Source organism: Leadbetterella byssophila DSM 17132, from assembly GCF_000166395.1.
Classification (GTDB): Bacteria; Bacteroidota; Bacteroidia; order Cytophagales; family Spirosomataceae; genus Leadbetterella; species Leadbetterella byssophila.
The window spans coordinates 744,682-761,741 of the sequence record NC_014655.1 but is presented as its reverse complement, the minus strand read 5'-3'; the positions used below and the strand labels follow the sequence as shown (position 1 = coordinate 761,741).

Genomic DNA, 17,060 nt, shown 5'->3' with positions numbered 1-17,060 from the left:
AAAGATACAAACATTGGAATAAAATCCCTCTCAAGAAAAAAATAAAGAAAGCCTAATGAACTTAAATCTTCAAAAAATCCTTTATACCTTTGACCTTTCTCCACTTCTGCTAACGAATAGCAAGGAGTATGTGTAGTACACAAACTTTGTACATGACAAGAGTTTCCGTTTTCAGAAAAGAGCATTTTAATGCGGCCCATCGTCTTCACTGTGAAGAGTGGGATCAGGAAACGAATGCCCGTATCTTTGGAAAATGTAATAATCCTAATTATCACGGACACAATTACGAATTGCACGTTAAAGTCACCGGAGAAGTTGATCCCAAATCAGGTTTTGTATTTGACCTCAAAATCTTGAGTGATCTGATCCGTGAACATGTATTGGAGGTTTTTGATCACAAGAATCTAAATCTGGATCTACCCTACTTTAAGGACATAAATCCCACGGCTGAAAATATTTGTGTAGTCATTTACGATATTTTACGTCCAAAGATTGAGGAAAAGTACGATATAAAGATCCGTTTATTTGAAACAGAAAGAAATTATGTTGAATATCCTGAAAACTGAAGACGAAATCGGGAATGACCACCAGATGACTTCAGCGAAGACTCCCCTTCGTCCGGATGCCTTTGAACTAAGTGACGAAGAAAAGATTGAGAAGATAGCTGTGCACTTCAGAGAAATCATGCACACCCTAGGTTTGGACCTAAATGACGAAAGTCTTGCAGGTACGCCTAGACGCGTGGCTAAAATGTATGTGCAGGAATTGTTCTCCGGTTTACGTCCGGACAATATGCCTTCTGTGACTCTGTTTGAAAACAACTATAAATTCTCAGAGATACTTGTAGAAAGGGATATCACTTTCTACTCCAACTGCGAACACCATTTCGTCCCCATCGTAGGAAAAGTACATATCGGCTATATTTCTACAGGAAAGGTTATAGGCTTATCCAAATTACATCGTATAGTTAATTATTTCTCCAGAAGACCTCAGGTACAAGAACGCTTGACCATACAGATTGGAGAAACATTAACCCGGGTACTAGCTACAGAAGATGTGGCAGTGGTAGTTGATGCTGATCATTTTTGTGTATCCTCCAGAGGAATAGCTGACCAAAGCAGTTCTACCGTAACTTCATTCTTTAGCGGAGCCTTTCATGATAGTGCGAAGAAAGAAGAGTTCTTACAATTGGTAAAATTAAGAGCCTAAAGGTCTAAAAAAGGCTTATTTTCCATCAAGTACTTCACTAGTGAAGCCGTATTCTTGAGATTAAGTTTGGCCAAAATGTTCTTTCGGTGCGTCTCCACTGTACGAACACTCAGGAAAAGCTTATCTGCAATTTCGATATTGGTTAGTCCCTCCATAATCAGACGAGCAATATCTACCTCTCTACTGGAAAGCTTGATAGAATCATCCATCTTAAATTGCGCCATTTTTGCCGGCAGAACTTTATCCCTGATTTCTTTTGTTATATATACATGACCCTGTGTAACGGTATCAAAGGCCTCAAATAGCTCATCCTCATCTGCATTCTTAAACAGATACCCGTGTGCACCAGCTTCAAGTAATTTACTAACACTCAACTCGTCAGCTAGCATAGATAAGATAATTATCTTCACCTCAGGGAATCTCTCGCGAACCAAAAAAGTGGTTTGGTACCCATTTAAAACAGGCATATTCACATCCATCAGTAATATATCCACTGGGGTTTCTGCTAATTGATCTAATGCCTGCTGTCCGTTACTGGCTACCCCAGCAACCTCATATCCCGGCAGAGAAGAGAGCAACAGCTTCAAGCCATTGATAAACATGGTATGATCGTCAACTATTAATATGGTTTTCATAGGGGTGGTGATTCAAATTTTAATGTATCTTTTGGAATAATAAGCGTTACCGCTATGCCTTTACCCGGACTGGTGTCTATGGTTAACTCACTGTAAATCGCCTGAGCGTGTGTTTTGATATTGGTTAATCCATATCCTAATTTCACTTCATCCATGTGAAAGCCTTTCCCGTTATCTTCAAACAAAAAGACCAAGCCATCTTCACGGTTGATCAAGGAAATAAATACTTCTGTAGCATTTGAATGCTTTAAGGTATTATTGATCAGCTCCTGAGATATTCTATACACCGCATATTGTACCGGCCTTCCTATACGAATCTGCCCGGTATCTATATTCGTCTCCACCTTCAAACCGGTGATTCTTTCGATATTATTCCCTAACTCCACGATTGCAGCTTCTAATCCATTCTCATCTAAGGTTTTCGGACTTAGATTGAAGAGTATATTCCGTAGTTCCGAAATGGCTTCGTCTAAAAGTCGGGTGGTATCTTTAAGGATTTCCTTCTGATCCACCCCTCTGGCTGCCGCTTGCATGTATAACTTCAAGGAAGATAACCTTCCACCTAGATCATCATGTAAATCCACAGCTATCCTTTTCCTTTCCTCCTCCTGAGAACTTAACATGATTCTCATCTTCTCTAATTGGTTATTTTTTACCCATTTCCCAAACCAATACGTACTCAAAACCGTAATACCTATCACACTTAATATACTCAAAACTATAAACCATGACCTCTGCCAGAAGGGAGGAACTATAGAGATCTTTAATTCCGTGGCATTGCCATCCACTAGGATTCGTAAAACATAATCACCAGGTGGAAGTTTTGCATATCTGACATCTGTAACACCATAAGCAGATATGGGAGATGAATCAAAACCTATCAATTGGTAGGTAATCCTCCTAAACTTTGGATTTATAAAATCCAAAGGGGTAATCTGAAAAGATACTGTATTTGAATTATGATTCAAGGTTAAGGCTTGTAGATTAATGGGATTCCATTCGGTAAAGGGTAAGTCATTGATGTTAACTTTAGTGATGTAAGCTTTGGAAGAAAAATGTACACTTTTGACCTCTGAAGGATCAAAACGGTTCAAACCGTTAGATCCGGCAGTCAAGACCTCTCCCCCACTTTTGAACACAAATGTCCCACCATTAAAGATGGCGCCTTGTAGACCATCCATTTCCGTAAACCGGAAGAATTCACCGGTTTTTAAAGAATACTTCTGTAAACCATTATGTGTATTGATCCAAATATCATCTTTAGCACGTAAGAGATCCGTACTGTAAGCTGACATCAATTGTTCTAAAGTACCGTCCTTAAATCTGTACAAGCCGGAACTGGTAGCCAGATACAAAAAATTACCCACTTTAACAGATGCATTAATGTTAAATGGAGTACGAGCTACTTCCTGAGTTGCGATGAAATCTCTACCATCTCTTTTAGCTACAGATAAATTCGTATAATACGTTTGAACAAGGACTTCTTCCTCATTTAGGAAAACAAAATGGCTGATGTTCTTCCATTCTACCGTAGAATTCAATTTTTCCAAAAATCTGAAACTTCCATCCCACCTAGCTGCCCCCTGAGGAGTGCAGAGTATTGTGGAACTATCCAGAGGATCAATGGCTACGGAAGTTACGTTTTCTGCTAAGTTAGAGGCAGGGAAAGCAGAAAACTGTCCGGTACTTGGATCGAATATCAAATTCCTCTGCTGATCTAAAGTCACTAAAATCTTTCCCTCACCTAAGGTAAAGATACCTCGAACAGGATCCTTTTTCAGCAAGTGCCGAACTAGCTTTTCTCCAGAAGAATCAAGTACCAGGATACCATCAGTTCGCGTGCCACACCAGATTTCTCCGTTCGGCCTTTGGATCATAGCCGTTATATCATTGTCTATACCTTTAGCCAAGGCTACTTCTTTATCTAACAAATGCGTAAACTGTACCTGACGTAGGTTAGTATAATCTAGACCTTTACCCAAAACCGAAACATAGAGCTGATCCTGATTATCAATATGGATTCTCATGATCTGGTTACCCGAGAGACTTCCTTCATTATGGAACTGATGCCTATATTCTGCTATTACCTTTTTCTGAGTTTTGTTCCAAAGGTAGATACCTGCACCATTAGTACCGATAAACAAATGATCTTGATAAGGGTACACACAATTCAAGGCTATACCCAAATCAAAATGATCATAGTCTCCTGTGTGGGGATTTAGACGGGTCAGGCCTTTGTCGCTCGCCACCCAAACGGTAGAATCCTTCTCCACGAAAACATCACTGGGGTAGAGCCGGAAACCGGAGCGGAAGTATTCTTTTGATTCTATGATTTCCTCATTGGAACCAAAGTAATGTACGAATAATCCGGCTTGGGAGGCATTTGTAATCAACCATTTTATCCTTCCATTTTCGGTAGAACCTACGTATGATTTTCCATTTGTTCTGTCAGTCAGAAAATGATATGTACTATCTCTGATAGCTATTCCACCGGCTATATTGCACCAAATCTTCTCTCCTACATAAAAAGGATATGCGTAGTAGTTTGGGAAGTTATCAAAATTCAAATATTGAAATCTGCCTTCCGGTTCCAGCAAGTGGTAAAGACCTTTTTGTGTGCCTACGTACATTTCTCCTTGAGGGCTGCGGTATAACTTGGTAATCATATTTCCTTCCAAAGGAAATGTCACGCAATTGGTCCCGTCAAATCTATTCAAACCATTATGAGTTCCTATCCATAAGAAACCGTATCGATCAGACAAAAGACTTTGAATAGTAGGATCAGAAAGACCATTCTTATAATCCAAATGCTTAAAGAGCAAAGAAGGCGACTTCTGCGCATATAAGTAACCTCCTGACAAGAGGCAAAGGATTATACAAAAGTAGGTTCTCATGTCTGTGCAAATGTATGTAGAAATGCTTAGTAAAAAATACACCAAAATGGGTATTTTTCAATCCATTAGATAAGATTTTACACCTTTTTTGGTATTGTCAAGGGTCAAAGACCAAGGTAAATTTGCTCCAAGAATTTATGACCATGCATACCATGAAAAGAAATGAAAATCCAAATCTACATAGCATTTATAATGCTATATTCAATCTGCTCTTATTCCCAGGATTTAACTGATATTAAATCTAAGAAACCATTTGAATATAGCGGTACAATAGATCTCCGAGGCATCTCCTACACAGCTAAAGGAATTGATCCCCGAAGAAACCCCTATACGTTTGTAATTACTGGCGCGCCCGTACTCTCCTTCTATGGTTTTACGGTGCCCGTCAGTTTTAGTTACAGCCCTCAAGGAGCCTCTTTTAATCAACCCTTTAATCAATTTGGATTGAGTCCAAAATACAAGTGGATCACCTTGCACGGAGGATACAGGAATGTATCCTTTTCCCCATATACCTTGGCAGGACATACCCTGCTGGGAGGTGGTTTTGAATTAACACCCGGAAAGTTTAGCGTTGGATTCATGACAGGTAGACTTAACAAATCCACCACCATAGACACATTAAGCGGTTATGTGAGGCCGGAAAGCTTCTCCAGATACGGTACAGCTATAAAACTGGGATATGGCACACAAGAAAAAATGGTCAATCTCAGTTTTTTAAGTGCAAAGGACAGTGAAAAGGGATTCAAAGGCAATTTGGACTCCACCACTGTTAACCAGGCCGCGAATACCGTGCTGGGAGGAGATTTTAAATATATCCTTTTTAACAAACTTAGTATATACGGGGACGGTGCAATTAGTATTTATACAAAGAACATCCATTCCGATCTTGAAATTGATTTGGATAGCAGCCGAAAAGGCCTAAAGACACTCAAAAACCTATTTGACCTCAATGCTACTTCAGAATACTTTCTAGCCTATAGTGGGGGAATTGGGTATGTAGAGAGGCTCTTTTCAATCCGAGCAACTTATAGAAAAGTAGAGCCTAATTTTCAATCCATGGGTGCATACTTTTTCCAAAATGATCTCCAACAAATCACCATTAACCCCGGGCTAGTTCTCTTACAAGGCAAATTAAGATTCAATGGAAGCATTGGACTACAGAAAGATAATTTAAAGAACAGAAAATTAGCCCAGACCAAACGCGTCATCAGCATGGCAAACTTAAACTGGGATATCAGTACAAAGTTCGGCCTCGACGCAAACTACACGAACTTCACCATGAACTCCGAACCCACAGTTGCCATGGTAGACAATAAATTTCTCCTGGCGCAAACGAATGAGAATCTATCCGTAACTCCGCGCTTCATTCTTAGCAGTGCCGCTTCCACCCAGATTTTTATCTTGTCATATAACGGTAGTCGACTAAAAGACCTCAATGAAGATACCGCCGAAGAAAACGACATATTTTCTTCAGTGGCCATGCTAAACTATACTCTTACACTTAATCCCACTTCCCTCAGCATAAATGCCGCAGTGAATTATGTAAACAATACAATGTCTGTAGGGAACATCTCAAATCAGGGTATAAGTATAGGTGCATCGAAGGGATTTTTGAAAAACAAGATCCTTCTAGGCTCTCAAAATTCATACACACGCTCCCAATTAATAAATGGAGATGGCACAATCATGAACTTTTCCGTAAGTGGATCTTACGCTCCATTTAAGGCACATCGCTTCAATCTACGTGCATCTTCCATGTCTAATTCCACGAAGAGAGAGAATATGGATCCTCTCAAATACAGCGAATTTACCGCAGAAATAGGATACACCTTTAGCTTTTAACCGTCATGAAAAGAATTATCTCCACCTGCTTCCTTTTACTGCTTGTCTTTTCTGCATTTGCGCAAAACACCGTACGGGTAAATGTAGTAATTCCTCCTCCATATCCAGATTATCTGTCCTATTACAGAGAACCGGGAAGAATGGTCATCACACTTCAAAACTTGACAAACACACGTCAGGAAGTATATCTGAGAGGGCAGATCACAGGTATAGACAATGCCCGTCAAATATACACTAAGCCAGAATATAGACCAGGAAGACCTATAGTCATACCTGCAGGTCAGGTGGTGATGGTCAGTGCAGAAGAAATCATGGAACTTTATAAACCGTCTAACCTGGTCTTTAACAACACAGATTCAGCGAGAATTGCAGCTGTGGACCGCGTGGGAGAAGGAACCTATGCTGTGTGTGTACAGGCATATGACTATAAACAGTTCAATAAACCCTTGTCTCCCTCTAACGCAGGTTGCGCCACCATCTTCATGCGTAATTTAGAGGCACCTATGTTAATCCAACCCCAGGAAGAACAAAAGATAACGGCCACCGGCGCTCAAAATATTATCTTTTCCTGGACCAGACCCGCAGGTGCACCACTAGGTACTACCTATGAAATCAAACTGGTGGAGATGCTTGATCCTAACCGCAACACAAACGATGCCTATAACTCAGGGCTGCCATTCTTCCGGCAAGAGGTAGCCAATAATGTGTTTGTATATGGTCCTGGGGAACCGCCACTAGTTCCAGGTAGAAAATACGCCTGGGCAGTAACCGCATTGGATCCTGATAGATTCAAGAACGGGAAATATGCACCTAGTCTTTTCCAAAATGGTGGTCGCTCTGAAGTACGGGCATTTACTTACCAAAATCCAATACTACCTACTCTGAATTTGACAGATAAACCCAGCATACAGACACAAACCGTAGTAGTGACACCTACCACTCCTCCTCAGATTCCTCCTACTCCTATGGTGATAAAATCTGCGCCTATAGATCCGGTAGTCTGCGAATGCAAGGAAAACATTCCCCAAGGCACATCAGCAGAGATAGCCGTAGGGGATGAAGTGAAAGTAGGTAGCTTCACCATGAAAGTTACCGGCATAGAACATAATGAAAACGGCGCATATAAAGGAACAGGTACCATTCCTATTCCTCTCATTAACTCCAGTCTAGCCAAACTTCGTGTAAGATTCTTTGACATGGAGGTGGTGAATGCCGGTGGAGCTAAAACCATGATAGCAGGTGAAGTAAAAGGGATGAGAAGAAATGACATGTCTATTCTTCCTAGCACTGATGCCCCAGGATTAAGCCCCGCTCCACTTAGTTCCTCAGAAATCAATCAAATTGGGACCTTCTTCGAGCAACAGAAAGATCAATTGGTAAGCAGCTTGAAGAATTCTGCCAACAACATTGGTTTTGAATTACCTATAGGATTAGATGAAGGGCCCATAACCATAGGAATAACAGAAATCTTTTTTACCCCCACTCAAGCCTGGTTCAATGCTGTAGCTTCTATGGATATACCGGATGGTAACAGTAAAGCAGCATTTGAAATGGTGGGTGGGTGTATGAAATCAACCGACCTTTGCAAAGAATTCAAAATAAGGTTAAAAGAGGACCTCAATGTGCCAAGCATAGGGATGAAGTTAGTTCAAGGTGATTTAAATGGAAAAGGCACCTATCTGATCATGGAAAAGAAAGGATTTAAAGAACTTTCCTTAGCCATAGATTACACCTTTAAAGGAGGATTAAAAAAGGTACAGGGAGGTGGAGATCTTGTTGCTAGATTAAATGCCAGAAGTACAGAAGGCTGGAGCAATTGGGTAGCGGAAGCGACCATGGATGATTTTTATATAGAAGGAATGAATAGCATCACCTTTAGTCTTGGTGGAAACTATATTGCATATGATCATTCAGATAAGAGCAATCCTACGAACCTACCACCCAACTTAAAGGTAGGCAATGAAACTTACACGGACGTGAATGTCAACACTTGGCATGGATTTTACCTACCAAAACTAATCGTTACCCTTCCTTCTATAGTTAAAAACGGTAGTAATCCTGAAGGTAAATTATCTATAGAGGCAAAAAATTTCATCATTGACAAAAACGGTATAACAGGTTCAGTTGCCAATGCCACCACTCCTATTATTTCTATTGGCAATGGTAACCTTCAAGGCTGGTACGCCTCTGTGGATCATTTCACACTAGACCTATTTAAATCCGGCTTCAGAAAGAGCCTCATGACCGGTAAGCTAGTGCTGCCTGGCACGGGAAGTCCGACGGACATTGCGAACCAGATGAATTATCACTCCCACTTAACCTATGCTCCCGGAAGCGGGCTTGAGTATGAATTTGTTATTGCCCCGAAAGACCAATTGAGATTCAAAGCTCTATATGCGGTTTTAAGGATTGAGGATAATTCATCGATATCTATTAGTAAGACATCTGAGAATGGTTTCTTAGCCAGAACAGACATAAGCGGGAAATTCTCATTTGAAGACGTACTTTCAGAAAGTAGTGTACCACTATCTATTCATCTACCAGAATTAAGAGTGGAGCATTTCAAACTTCAAACCCAGTATCCATATTGGGATAAGAGAGACTTTGTTTTAAAATTCAATTCGGCACAAAAGAAGATTGCAGGCTTTGATTTTACGATAAGAGACCTTGATTTAGCTGTTACCCCTACTCAAGATGAAGCCGTTTTAGCGGGTATCAGCTTTAATGGTCAACTTTCCTTGATTAATGAACCCTTCGCTTGCAATGCGGCAGCATCTGCAACGGTAGGTTCAAAATTCACATTACAGAACAATAGAATAGTTTGGGACGGTGTAGGGGGTAAAATCAATGACGTAAGCTTTGCAGCGGGCACACAGTTAGGCCCGGCCACCATTGAAGGTGCCATCATGTATTATAATAAAGATGGTGATGAAGGATTTATAGGAGCCTTAAGCACTAGCATTGCAGAAATAGTTTCTGTATCCATGCGGGCACGCTTCGGAAATAAAAGACAAGGAAATTCCTCCTATCCTTACTTTGATTTCAATGCATTGGTAGACTTGCAAAATACAGGAATAACATTCGCTCCCCCCATTCCCCTTGCCTTATATGGTTTTGGTGGAGGCTTTTACTACAATATGAAACCCATCAACACAGATATTCTTAAGAGTAAGGGTAAAAGCATCTTAGAAAGCGCAACTTCCCAAACACAGCCCACCAATGATCAAGGAGCCAATTCCCTCCTTAATTACAACCCAGCAGGTTTACAGTTGGAACCGGCAAAAGGCTATTTCGGCCTTCAGGCTACGGTTTTGATCGGACTAACAAACAGAAATACTCTCGATGCTGATGCTACCCTTTCCATGGGGTTTACACCTCGTGGCGGTGTAGAATATATAAGGTTCAATGCGAATGCAAGAATCTTAACAGATATAAATAAACCATTACATAAAAGGGATTCGGCATCAACAGGTTTCGCTAATATGGATATCACCTATGACTTTGAGAATAAGAAATTAAGTGCAAATCTCAGTATTACACTAGGGGTACCCACATTTGCACTTCCTCAGTACATATTTGCCTACGGCTTGATAGAAATCCAATCAGACCCAGAAGGCTGGCACATTTATGCAGGGCGTCCTTTGAATATAGGAATGGGGCCTCACTCGGTGAGATTACTGAGAAAGGACCTTGTAGGAGGAAGTAAAAATGACTATTTTTTTAGTGGGTGGAGCTATTTTGAAGTAGGGAGTAGAGTGGACAATATGCCAGAAATTCCACAAGAGATCTTGAATTACGCGGGTGCTCAAAGTAACAAGATTAATAAACCTGCGACTTCGCCCAATAGAGGTATTTATAGACCAAATGGAAAAAACTCCGGAATCATTTTTGGTAGTAGAGTTGATTTTACAGCAGGTGGACAGTTTCTGATGTTCTTTGGAACAGTAGAAAGTAAAGCCGGTTTTGACATATCTATAACCAAAGGTATTAATTGTTCTAATGTCATAGGGGCCGGCGGGCCTGGAGGCTGGTATGCGCAGGGAAATGCATATATGGGGGCGCGAGCAAAGATTGGAGTAGAGTTGAATCTACTAGCAATCAAAGGGAAGTTCACCATTTTTGATGCAGGTGCGGGGGCTAGTGTTCGTGTTGGACTACCTAACCCCACATATGTTGACGGATTTATAGGCGGATCTTTCAAGATCCTAGACGGTGCAGTTTCCGGGAACTTTACTTTTAGAGTTAGCCTTGGAACCGAATGCGAAATAACCGGAGATCCCCTAGCCGGTCTAGAGATCATTTCTGAAGTTAACCCAGTAGAAGGACCAGAACTAGTTCCCGTAAACTCCATTCCTAACGTATTATTTAATATAAAACTAGGCAGGGACCTAACCATTGAGGATTTCACCAATGTAGACGACAAAGGTCAACCCAAATGGAGATTTTTCAGATTTTCTAGAGATTGCGTAGAAGCAACTTTAAAGGAAGAGGCCGTTGAACATAAGGTTCAATTGAAAAACATAGGTACGGGCAATGATTTTGATGCCCTATTTGAACCCGTCCTTCCTCAAAGCATGAAGTCAGACTATTTAACAAAAAATAAAAAGTATGAATTCAAGGTCATAGCCTACATGAAGGAAGCAAAACTTACCATCAAGAACGGGAGACCTACAGTAGGACAATATTATTTCATCAAAAAGGACGGAACTCTGGATGAGAATGGCCGGGCTAATAAATCACAAAGGGCGCAACAAGAAGCCCTTACCAGATTCACTACTGATGACGGATTAAAAATAATCCCTGAACAAGATTATAAACTTACCACACCTATACACGGTAGAAAGGCACAGTTTTACTCCTATGATGATAATTTCTTGATCAAATTAAATAAGCACATCAATTTTGAAAACAACTTTGCCAACTTTAATAGTAAAACGAAATTACTACTACGCGTGTATGAAAACGGCCAACAAGTGGGTGCAGACTTACCCATCAGCGTTCGACAAGGTTTTGAACTAGGGAAACATACAGACCTGGATGCAAAAAAATTAAACGTAGCATTATCCCCCTATAGAAGATACACAGCATTAGTAATTGCCAAGATAGAAGGTTCAAATGCTAAAGCGGACACATCATCTGAATCTGCAAATATCAGATATGCAGGACGGATACCATCCACAGAAAGCTTAGACGTCTCATTCTTGAAGTTTGGATCGAATCGTAAACCACGTTTAGTGGCAAGCGAGCAAATCATTGGGGGATACAACTTTGAAACTAGCTACTATCTGAATTTGGGAGAAAAGACTGCGGCGGTGAAAACAAATTCGGTCAAAATTGACTTGGACGAATGGCAAGATGTAGCTCCCTTAAATATTGCTCAGTACCAACCAATAAAACCGGCAACAAATGCGCCCAGCCTCCGAAGCAGAGCCATAGACAACAACACGGATCAAGCCACCACCAGAAAAATACTTGACAGTTGGCTACCCAAAGATAAAAACGGGAACTACCTAATTGTAACCGGTGAAAAAACCAATTTCCCGGCAGTAGCTGAACTCTCAGGAGAAAGGTTTAGTGTAGTGGACAATACAAGCACCAATTCTAGTCCAACTTATCACCTAAATCCCTTACATCCCCAATGGATGGAAAAAGTTATCAGTTTTCTAGCCCAAAAGGCGGGTTACCCAAAAGAAAAATTCATTCTAGCAGAAGGACGTCCGCCACTGGCAGTTGGTGCAGATTGTCAAACATCTAACGGCTCCACCTTGAATATCTTTAATCTGACTCAGGTGGGAGGTGCGCATCCAACGGAAGTGCCATTGCCTTTGCCCATACCTCCGAATCTTGGATTTTCAAACAATGGCATGACTTCCCTTTCTAATCTAAGATTAAGTTCAAGTTTGTCCTTTACGGAGCCTACTAGTGTACGCATCATAAAGTTCACCCACAGTGGATTCGACAGACGCTGTAGAGACTTCGTCAATTTACCCGCTGGTGATCCTGTACAGAGAATTATTGATAGAGTGATCAATAGTCGGATCAATCCTGGTGACAACGTCATCACCGGAATGGCCAATGTGGGAATATGGAGAGAAGTGCATAATGCCGTTTCAAATTTTGGAAAAGGTCTCAATACACAACAGTTGGAAGGAAAGGTACAAGGAATAATAAATCGTTAAATCATGAAAAAGTTACTCGTTTTCTTAGTGCTGTATAGTAGCTTTTCCTTCGCTCAAACAGGAGTTGAGGGTAATATAATTGGCCTTGGAAAGCCATACAAAGACAAGATAGTCTTGCGCTGGAATGTAACCAATTACCAGGTTTTCAAACAGATGCTAAAGGACGGTGTCCATATCGAAAGGATCATACTCAACAAGTCAGGCGAGCCGGAGAACAAGAACTGGCAAAAAATCACCACGGAGCCTGTAAAAGCCTGGACTTTGGAACAAATTAAAAATAGTCGTTTCAACTCAGACACTGCAGTAGCTGTAGTAGCTGAAGGTCTATACGGGAAAAATGCTCTACCTGAAAAAGTAAGTCTTATAGAGCAGCTAAAACTACAAGACATAGATATGCAAAACAGGCATATGATGGTTTCCCTTTATGCTGCATTGAGTAAAGATGCAGCCATAGTAGCCGGTTTGGGATATGAAGATAAGCTAAACGTAGACACTACTAAAAGTTATGTTTACAGAATTGTTCCCACCATTCCTATAGGTTTACCCGGAACACTTCATCCATGTTTTATCTATGTGACAGGGAGAGATCTCAACTACATACCTAAATTCTTTGGCCTTACTACCAAAAATGGAGACGGGTATATCAGTCTAAACTGGCCAAAGTCGGAAGGTAAATTTACCGGCTACTACGTGGAGCGGTCTACTGATAACCAAACGTTCAAAAGGTTAAATGCTCAGATCTATATTCCCGAAACTGCGGAGGACACTACTTCACAGAATGATTTTTATTCCTACTACGATAGTGTAGAAAATTACAAGAAGTACTACTATAAATTAATCGGTGTCAACAGTTTTGGAGAACAGATCGCGTTTGATGAAACGGTTCGCGGGATGGCGGAAGATCTCACTCCTCCTGCTTCACCCATGGTATTCTCTAAGAAGGAGGGCAAAAAGGTCATATTAAACTGGACCAAACCGGAGGAAAAGGACATTAAGGGCTACTTCCTTTTAAAAGGTAAAAGATATACTGCTGATGACGGTTTACTGGTACCGGATATGCTCCCTCCTACTACAATTACTTATACCTTCAATTTGCCAGAAAATTTTAGATCTTCCTACTATAGATTGATGGCAGTAGATACTGCAGGAAATACAAGTCTAAGTAATTCAATTTACATCTATGAACCGGATTTAATGCCACCCGCTCCTCCCTCAGGTTTATCCGGACATATAGATACCTCAGGCAGAGTTCATTTAAAATGGAGTATGGATCAAAAGGAAGATGCACTTAGAGGTTACAAGATATTTATTGCTAATCAAGGAGACCATACTTACAGTGCTATTTCTGACATTGTACCAGACACCAGCTATACCTTTTCCGTTACCACCCAAACTTTGACAAAAAAACTATTTGTCAAAATCGTGGCCGTAGACGGAAACTTTAATCATTCTGACTATAGCAAACCCTTGGTACTAAACAGACCGGATATGATTCCACCTCCTAAACCCGTCATCCTGGATTATGTGAACACTACCTCCGGGATAGTGATTAATTGGTCCAAATCCAGCAGTGAGGATCATAAGGAGTTTATCTTGTATAAAAAGGTATATGATGAAACGAAATGGGTAGAAATCCACCGTAGCCCCAAAAGCAGTACCTATACAGATAAGGACTTAAAGTCTGGTATCAGCTACACCTATACCCTTCGTGCAGTAGATTCGAGTGGACTATACTCGGAATATGCACATCCTATAACAATAAGAACCTCGTATTCACCACCAAAAGAGAGCTCTTCTCTAACGGGAACCTTTACAGGGGGCAAAGTACAGCTCAAATGGTCTACAAGTACAAATCCAGTAGCTTTTTATATACTGTACAAAGATTCAGGGCAAGGATTAACGCTATATAAATCACTTCCTGCAACTACCAACACTTTTGAGGAACCTGGCAAAGCCGGCCCAAAAGGTAAATACGCACTCAAGATCAAATACTTGGACGACCAAGAATCAGACTTACTCATTTGTAAATAAATCACCATGAAAAAAGGACTTATCTTCCTCCTATTCTTCCTCACAGCTTGCGAAGAAGTCTATGCACCGGCTCCACCTAAGTTTGGAGAATTAAATTTCTCTGAAATTGGTCCAAATTCGGCCAGAATAAGAGCAGAACTCTCCCAAATAGGAGATCAAAATATATCAGAACACGGTTTCGTCATAAGCGAAGACAGCTCAGCACAGCTTGGCACCAATGCATCTAAACTGGGAACCTTAAACAAAACCCAACCTGTTCCTATTGAAATCACATCAGTGATGAGCGGCTTAAAAGCCAATACCACGTATTATGCCAGTGCATATGCGGTCATTAATTCTCAAACGGTATTCAGCCCCATAGCCTCATTTAAAACCTCTAATATACTACAGCCCGGAATTAGAACTGACGAGGCAACAAACATAAAGCATGATGCCGCCACATTAAATGGAGCCGTAACCACAAAAGGAACTAACGCAGTCTCAGAATACGGTTTTGTTTGGGCCACAGCAGAAAACCCGACCACCGCATCAACACTGAAACACAGCATTAAATCAGGCATAAATAATTATCCTACTACATTCAATTTTAACGCAGGATCACTCAGTCCAAATACCACCTACCATTATCGCGCCTATGTGATCTCTAACGGAGTCACTTCATATGGAGTGAACAAGACGTTTAAAACACAATCCGTATCCCAACCTGGTATCAATACCGGAAATGTAAGCAATATTGGAACTTCCACAGCAAGATTAGAAGGAACCATAAGCAGTGCAGGATCTTATCCTATCACCGAGAGAGGCGTGGTTTGGGGAACCTCTGCTAATCCTACGACTTCCAATTCAAAATCATCTTTGAGCGGAAACGTGACCAACTTCCCACATACGTTCGGAATGGATTTAAGTGGACTAAACATCAACACCACGTACTACTATCGAGCTTATGTCATATCCAATGGAGTCACTTCCTATGGTGAAAACAAATCCTTTAAGACGTTAGAAGCGAGTCAACCGGGAATCACCACTGGTAATGCAAGCAATATAGGTAACACCAATGTGAGATTAGAAGGTACCATCACAAAAGGAGGAACTTATCCTATCACCGAAAGAGGAATAGTGTGGGCGACTTCGGCCAACCCTACAACATCTAATTCCAAATCTTCTTTAAGTGGCAACGTCACTTCCTTCCCACATACCTTTGGAATGGATATTAATGGTCTTCAAATGAATACCACCTACCATTACAGAGCTTATGTCATTTCCAACGGAATTACTACCTATGGAGAAAATAAGACGTTTACTACTACAAATCAGGTGTTGCCAATTATCCGCACTATAGAGGCCAAAGCCGGAAATAACACGGCAACGCTCTTTGGATCTATAGACACGAAAGGTTCACATAATATAACAGAATACGGGATGGTTTATGGAACAAGTCCTAATCCTACTACTGCTAACAGCAAAAAAGAAATCACAGGAAACGTCAATAACTTCCCACATTCTTATTCTGTGGAAATCACCGGACTTAATGCTGGCTCAACCTATCATTATAGAGCCTATGTCATCATGAATGGAGTCGTAGCTTACGGAGATAGTAAATCGTTTACTACATCTGTATCTAATCCGCAAGTGGTAACGAATGCCGCTTCAAACATAGGATCATTAACCGCTACGGCTAACGCCCGAATAAGCTCGCAGGGTAGTTTCCCTATCACAGAGATGGGAATAGTTTGGGCAACAACCACGAATCCAACCACAGCGAATAGTAAGGTGAGTAAAAGTGGCTCTGGCATCTCCTATCCTCATGACTATAGCTTTAATTTATCCGGTTTGACATCTAATACCACCTATTATTACAGAGCTTACGTCATAAGTAACGGACAAACGCATTATGGTAACACTGTTTCCTTTAAAACAGACCCATTCGTGATCATTGTGGCCACCTCTGTTTCTACCAGTAGTTCCTATACCAACTTACAAGCTTCAGGAATACGAGCATCAGGTACCGTTAATAAAGGTTCTGCTAACATAGTGCAAATAGGGTTCCTTTACATCAATAATCTGACGGGAACATTTAATAATGCCACCGCCACTAAAGTGATAGCCCCATTACCGGCGAATATGGGTAATTCTTACACCTTTACCGGAACCATACTTGCACCATGTAATGGTAGTTCTTCCTTTAGGGCATATGCTATAGATGATAAAGGAAATACCTCCTACGGAAATGTGGTCACTATAACAAGAACTGGTTGCGTAAATTAATAATC

8 protein-coding genes are annotated in these 17,060 nt (G+C 40.9%); 6 read left to right on the top strand and 2 right to left on the bottom strand.

What is annotated here, in order from left to right; all coding sequences use genetic code 11:
• The first annotated feature begins 152 nt into the window (after positions 1 to 152).
• Both LBYS_RS03415 and folE read left to right on the top strand, forming a co-directional pair.
• Positions 153 to 566: a 6-pyruvoyl trahydropterin synthase family protein gene (locus LBYS_RS03415; RefSeq protein ID WP_148225756.1), complete on the top strand. Its 414-nt coding sequence runs from the start codon at positions 153 to 155 to the stop codon at positions 564 to 566.
• The gene (gene folE / locus LBYS_RS03410) at positions 544 to 1,209 is read left to right on the top strand and encodes a GTP cyclohydrolase I FolE (protein ID WP_013407504.1); all 666 of its coding nucleotides are present in this window, start codon (positions 544 to 546) and stop codon (positions 1,207 to 1,209) included. Before LBYS_RS03415 ends, folE begins: the two co-directional genes overlap by 23 nt.
• Here the strand turns inward: folE and LBYS_RS03405 are convergent.
• Entirely contained in the window at positions 1,206 to 1,844 is a 639-nt protein-coding gene (locus LBYS_RS03405) for a response regulator (protein WP_013407503.1), read from the bottom strand. The genes folE and LBYS_RS03405 overlap by 4 nt on opposite strands.
• Entirely contained in the window at positions 1,841 to 4,738 is a 2,898-nt protein-coding gene (locus LBYS_RS03400; RefSeq protein WP_041823411.1) for a sensor histidine kinase, read from the bottom strand. Before LBYS_RS03400 ends, LBYS_RS03405 begins: the two co-directional genes overlap by 4 nt.
• Before the next feature lie 162 nt (positions 4,739 to 4,900).
• Between LBYS_RS03400 and LBYS_RS03395 the strand changes: the two genes are divergently transcribed.
• The 4 genes from LBYS_RS03395 to LBYS_RS03380 are packed head-to-tail and all read left to right on the top strand — an operon-like array spanning position 4,901 to position 17,055.
• On the top strand, positions 4,901 to 6,580 hold the full coding sequence (locus tag LBYS_RS03395; RefSeq protein ID WP_013407501.1) for a hypothetical protein: 1,680 nt from the start codon (positions 4,901 to 4,903) through the stop codon (positions 6,578 to 6,580).
• 5 nt (positions 6,581 to 6,585) lie between these two features.
• Complete coding sequence (locus tag LBYS_RS03390) at positions 6,586 to 12,759, top strand: hypothetical protein (protein ID WP_013407500.1); 6,174 nt, start codon at positions 6,586 to 6,588, stop codon at positions 12,757 to 12,759.
• A gap of 3 nt (positions 12,760 to 12,762) precedes the next feature.
• Positions 12,763 to 14,790, top strand: a complete 2,028-nt coding sequence (locus tag LBYS_RS03385) for a fibronectin type III domain-containing protein (protein WP_013407499.1) — start codon at positions 12,763 to 12,765, stop codon at positions 14,788 to 14,790.
• Positions 14,791 to 14,796: 6 nt separating this feature from the next.
• Positions 14,797 to 17,055: a hypothetical protein gene (locus LBYS_RS03380; RefSeq protein WP_013407498.1), complete on the top strand. Its 2,259-nt coding sequence runs from the start codon at positions 14,797 to 14,799 to the stop codon at positions 17,053 to 17,055.
• The last annotated feature ends 5 nt before the right edge of the window (positions 17,056 to 17,060 follow it).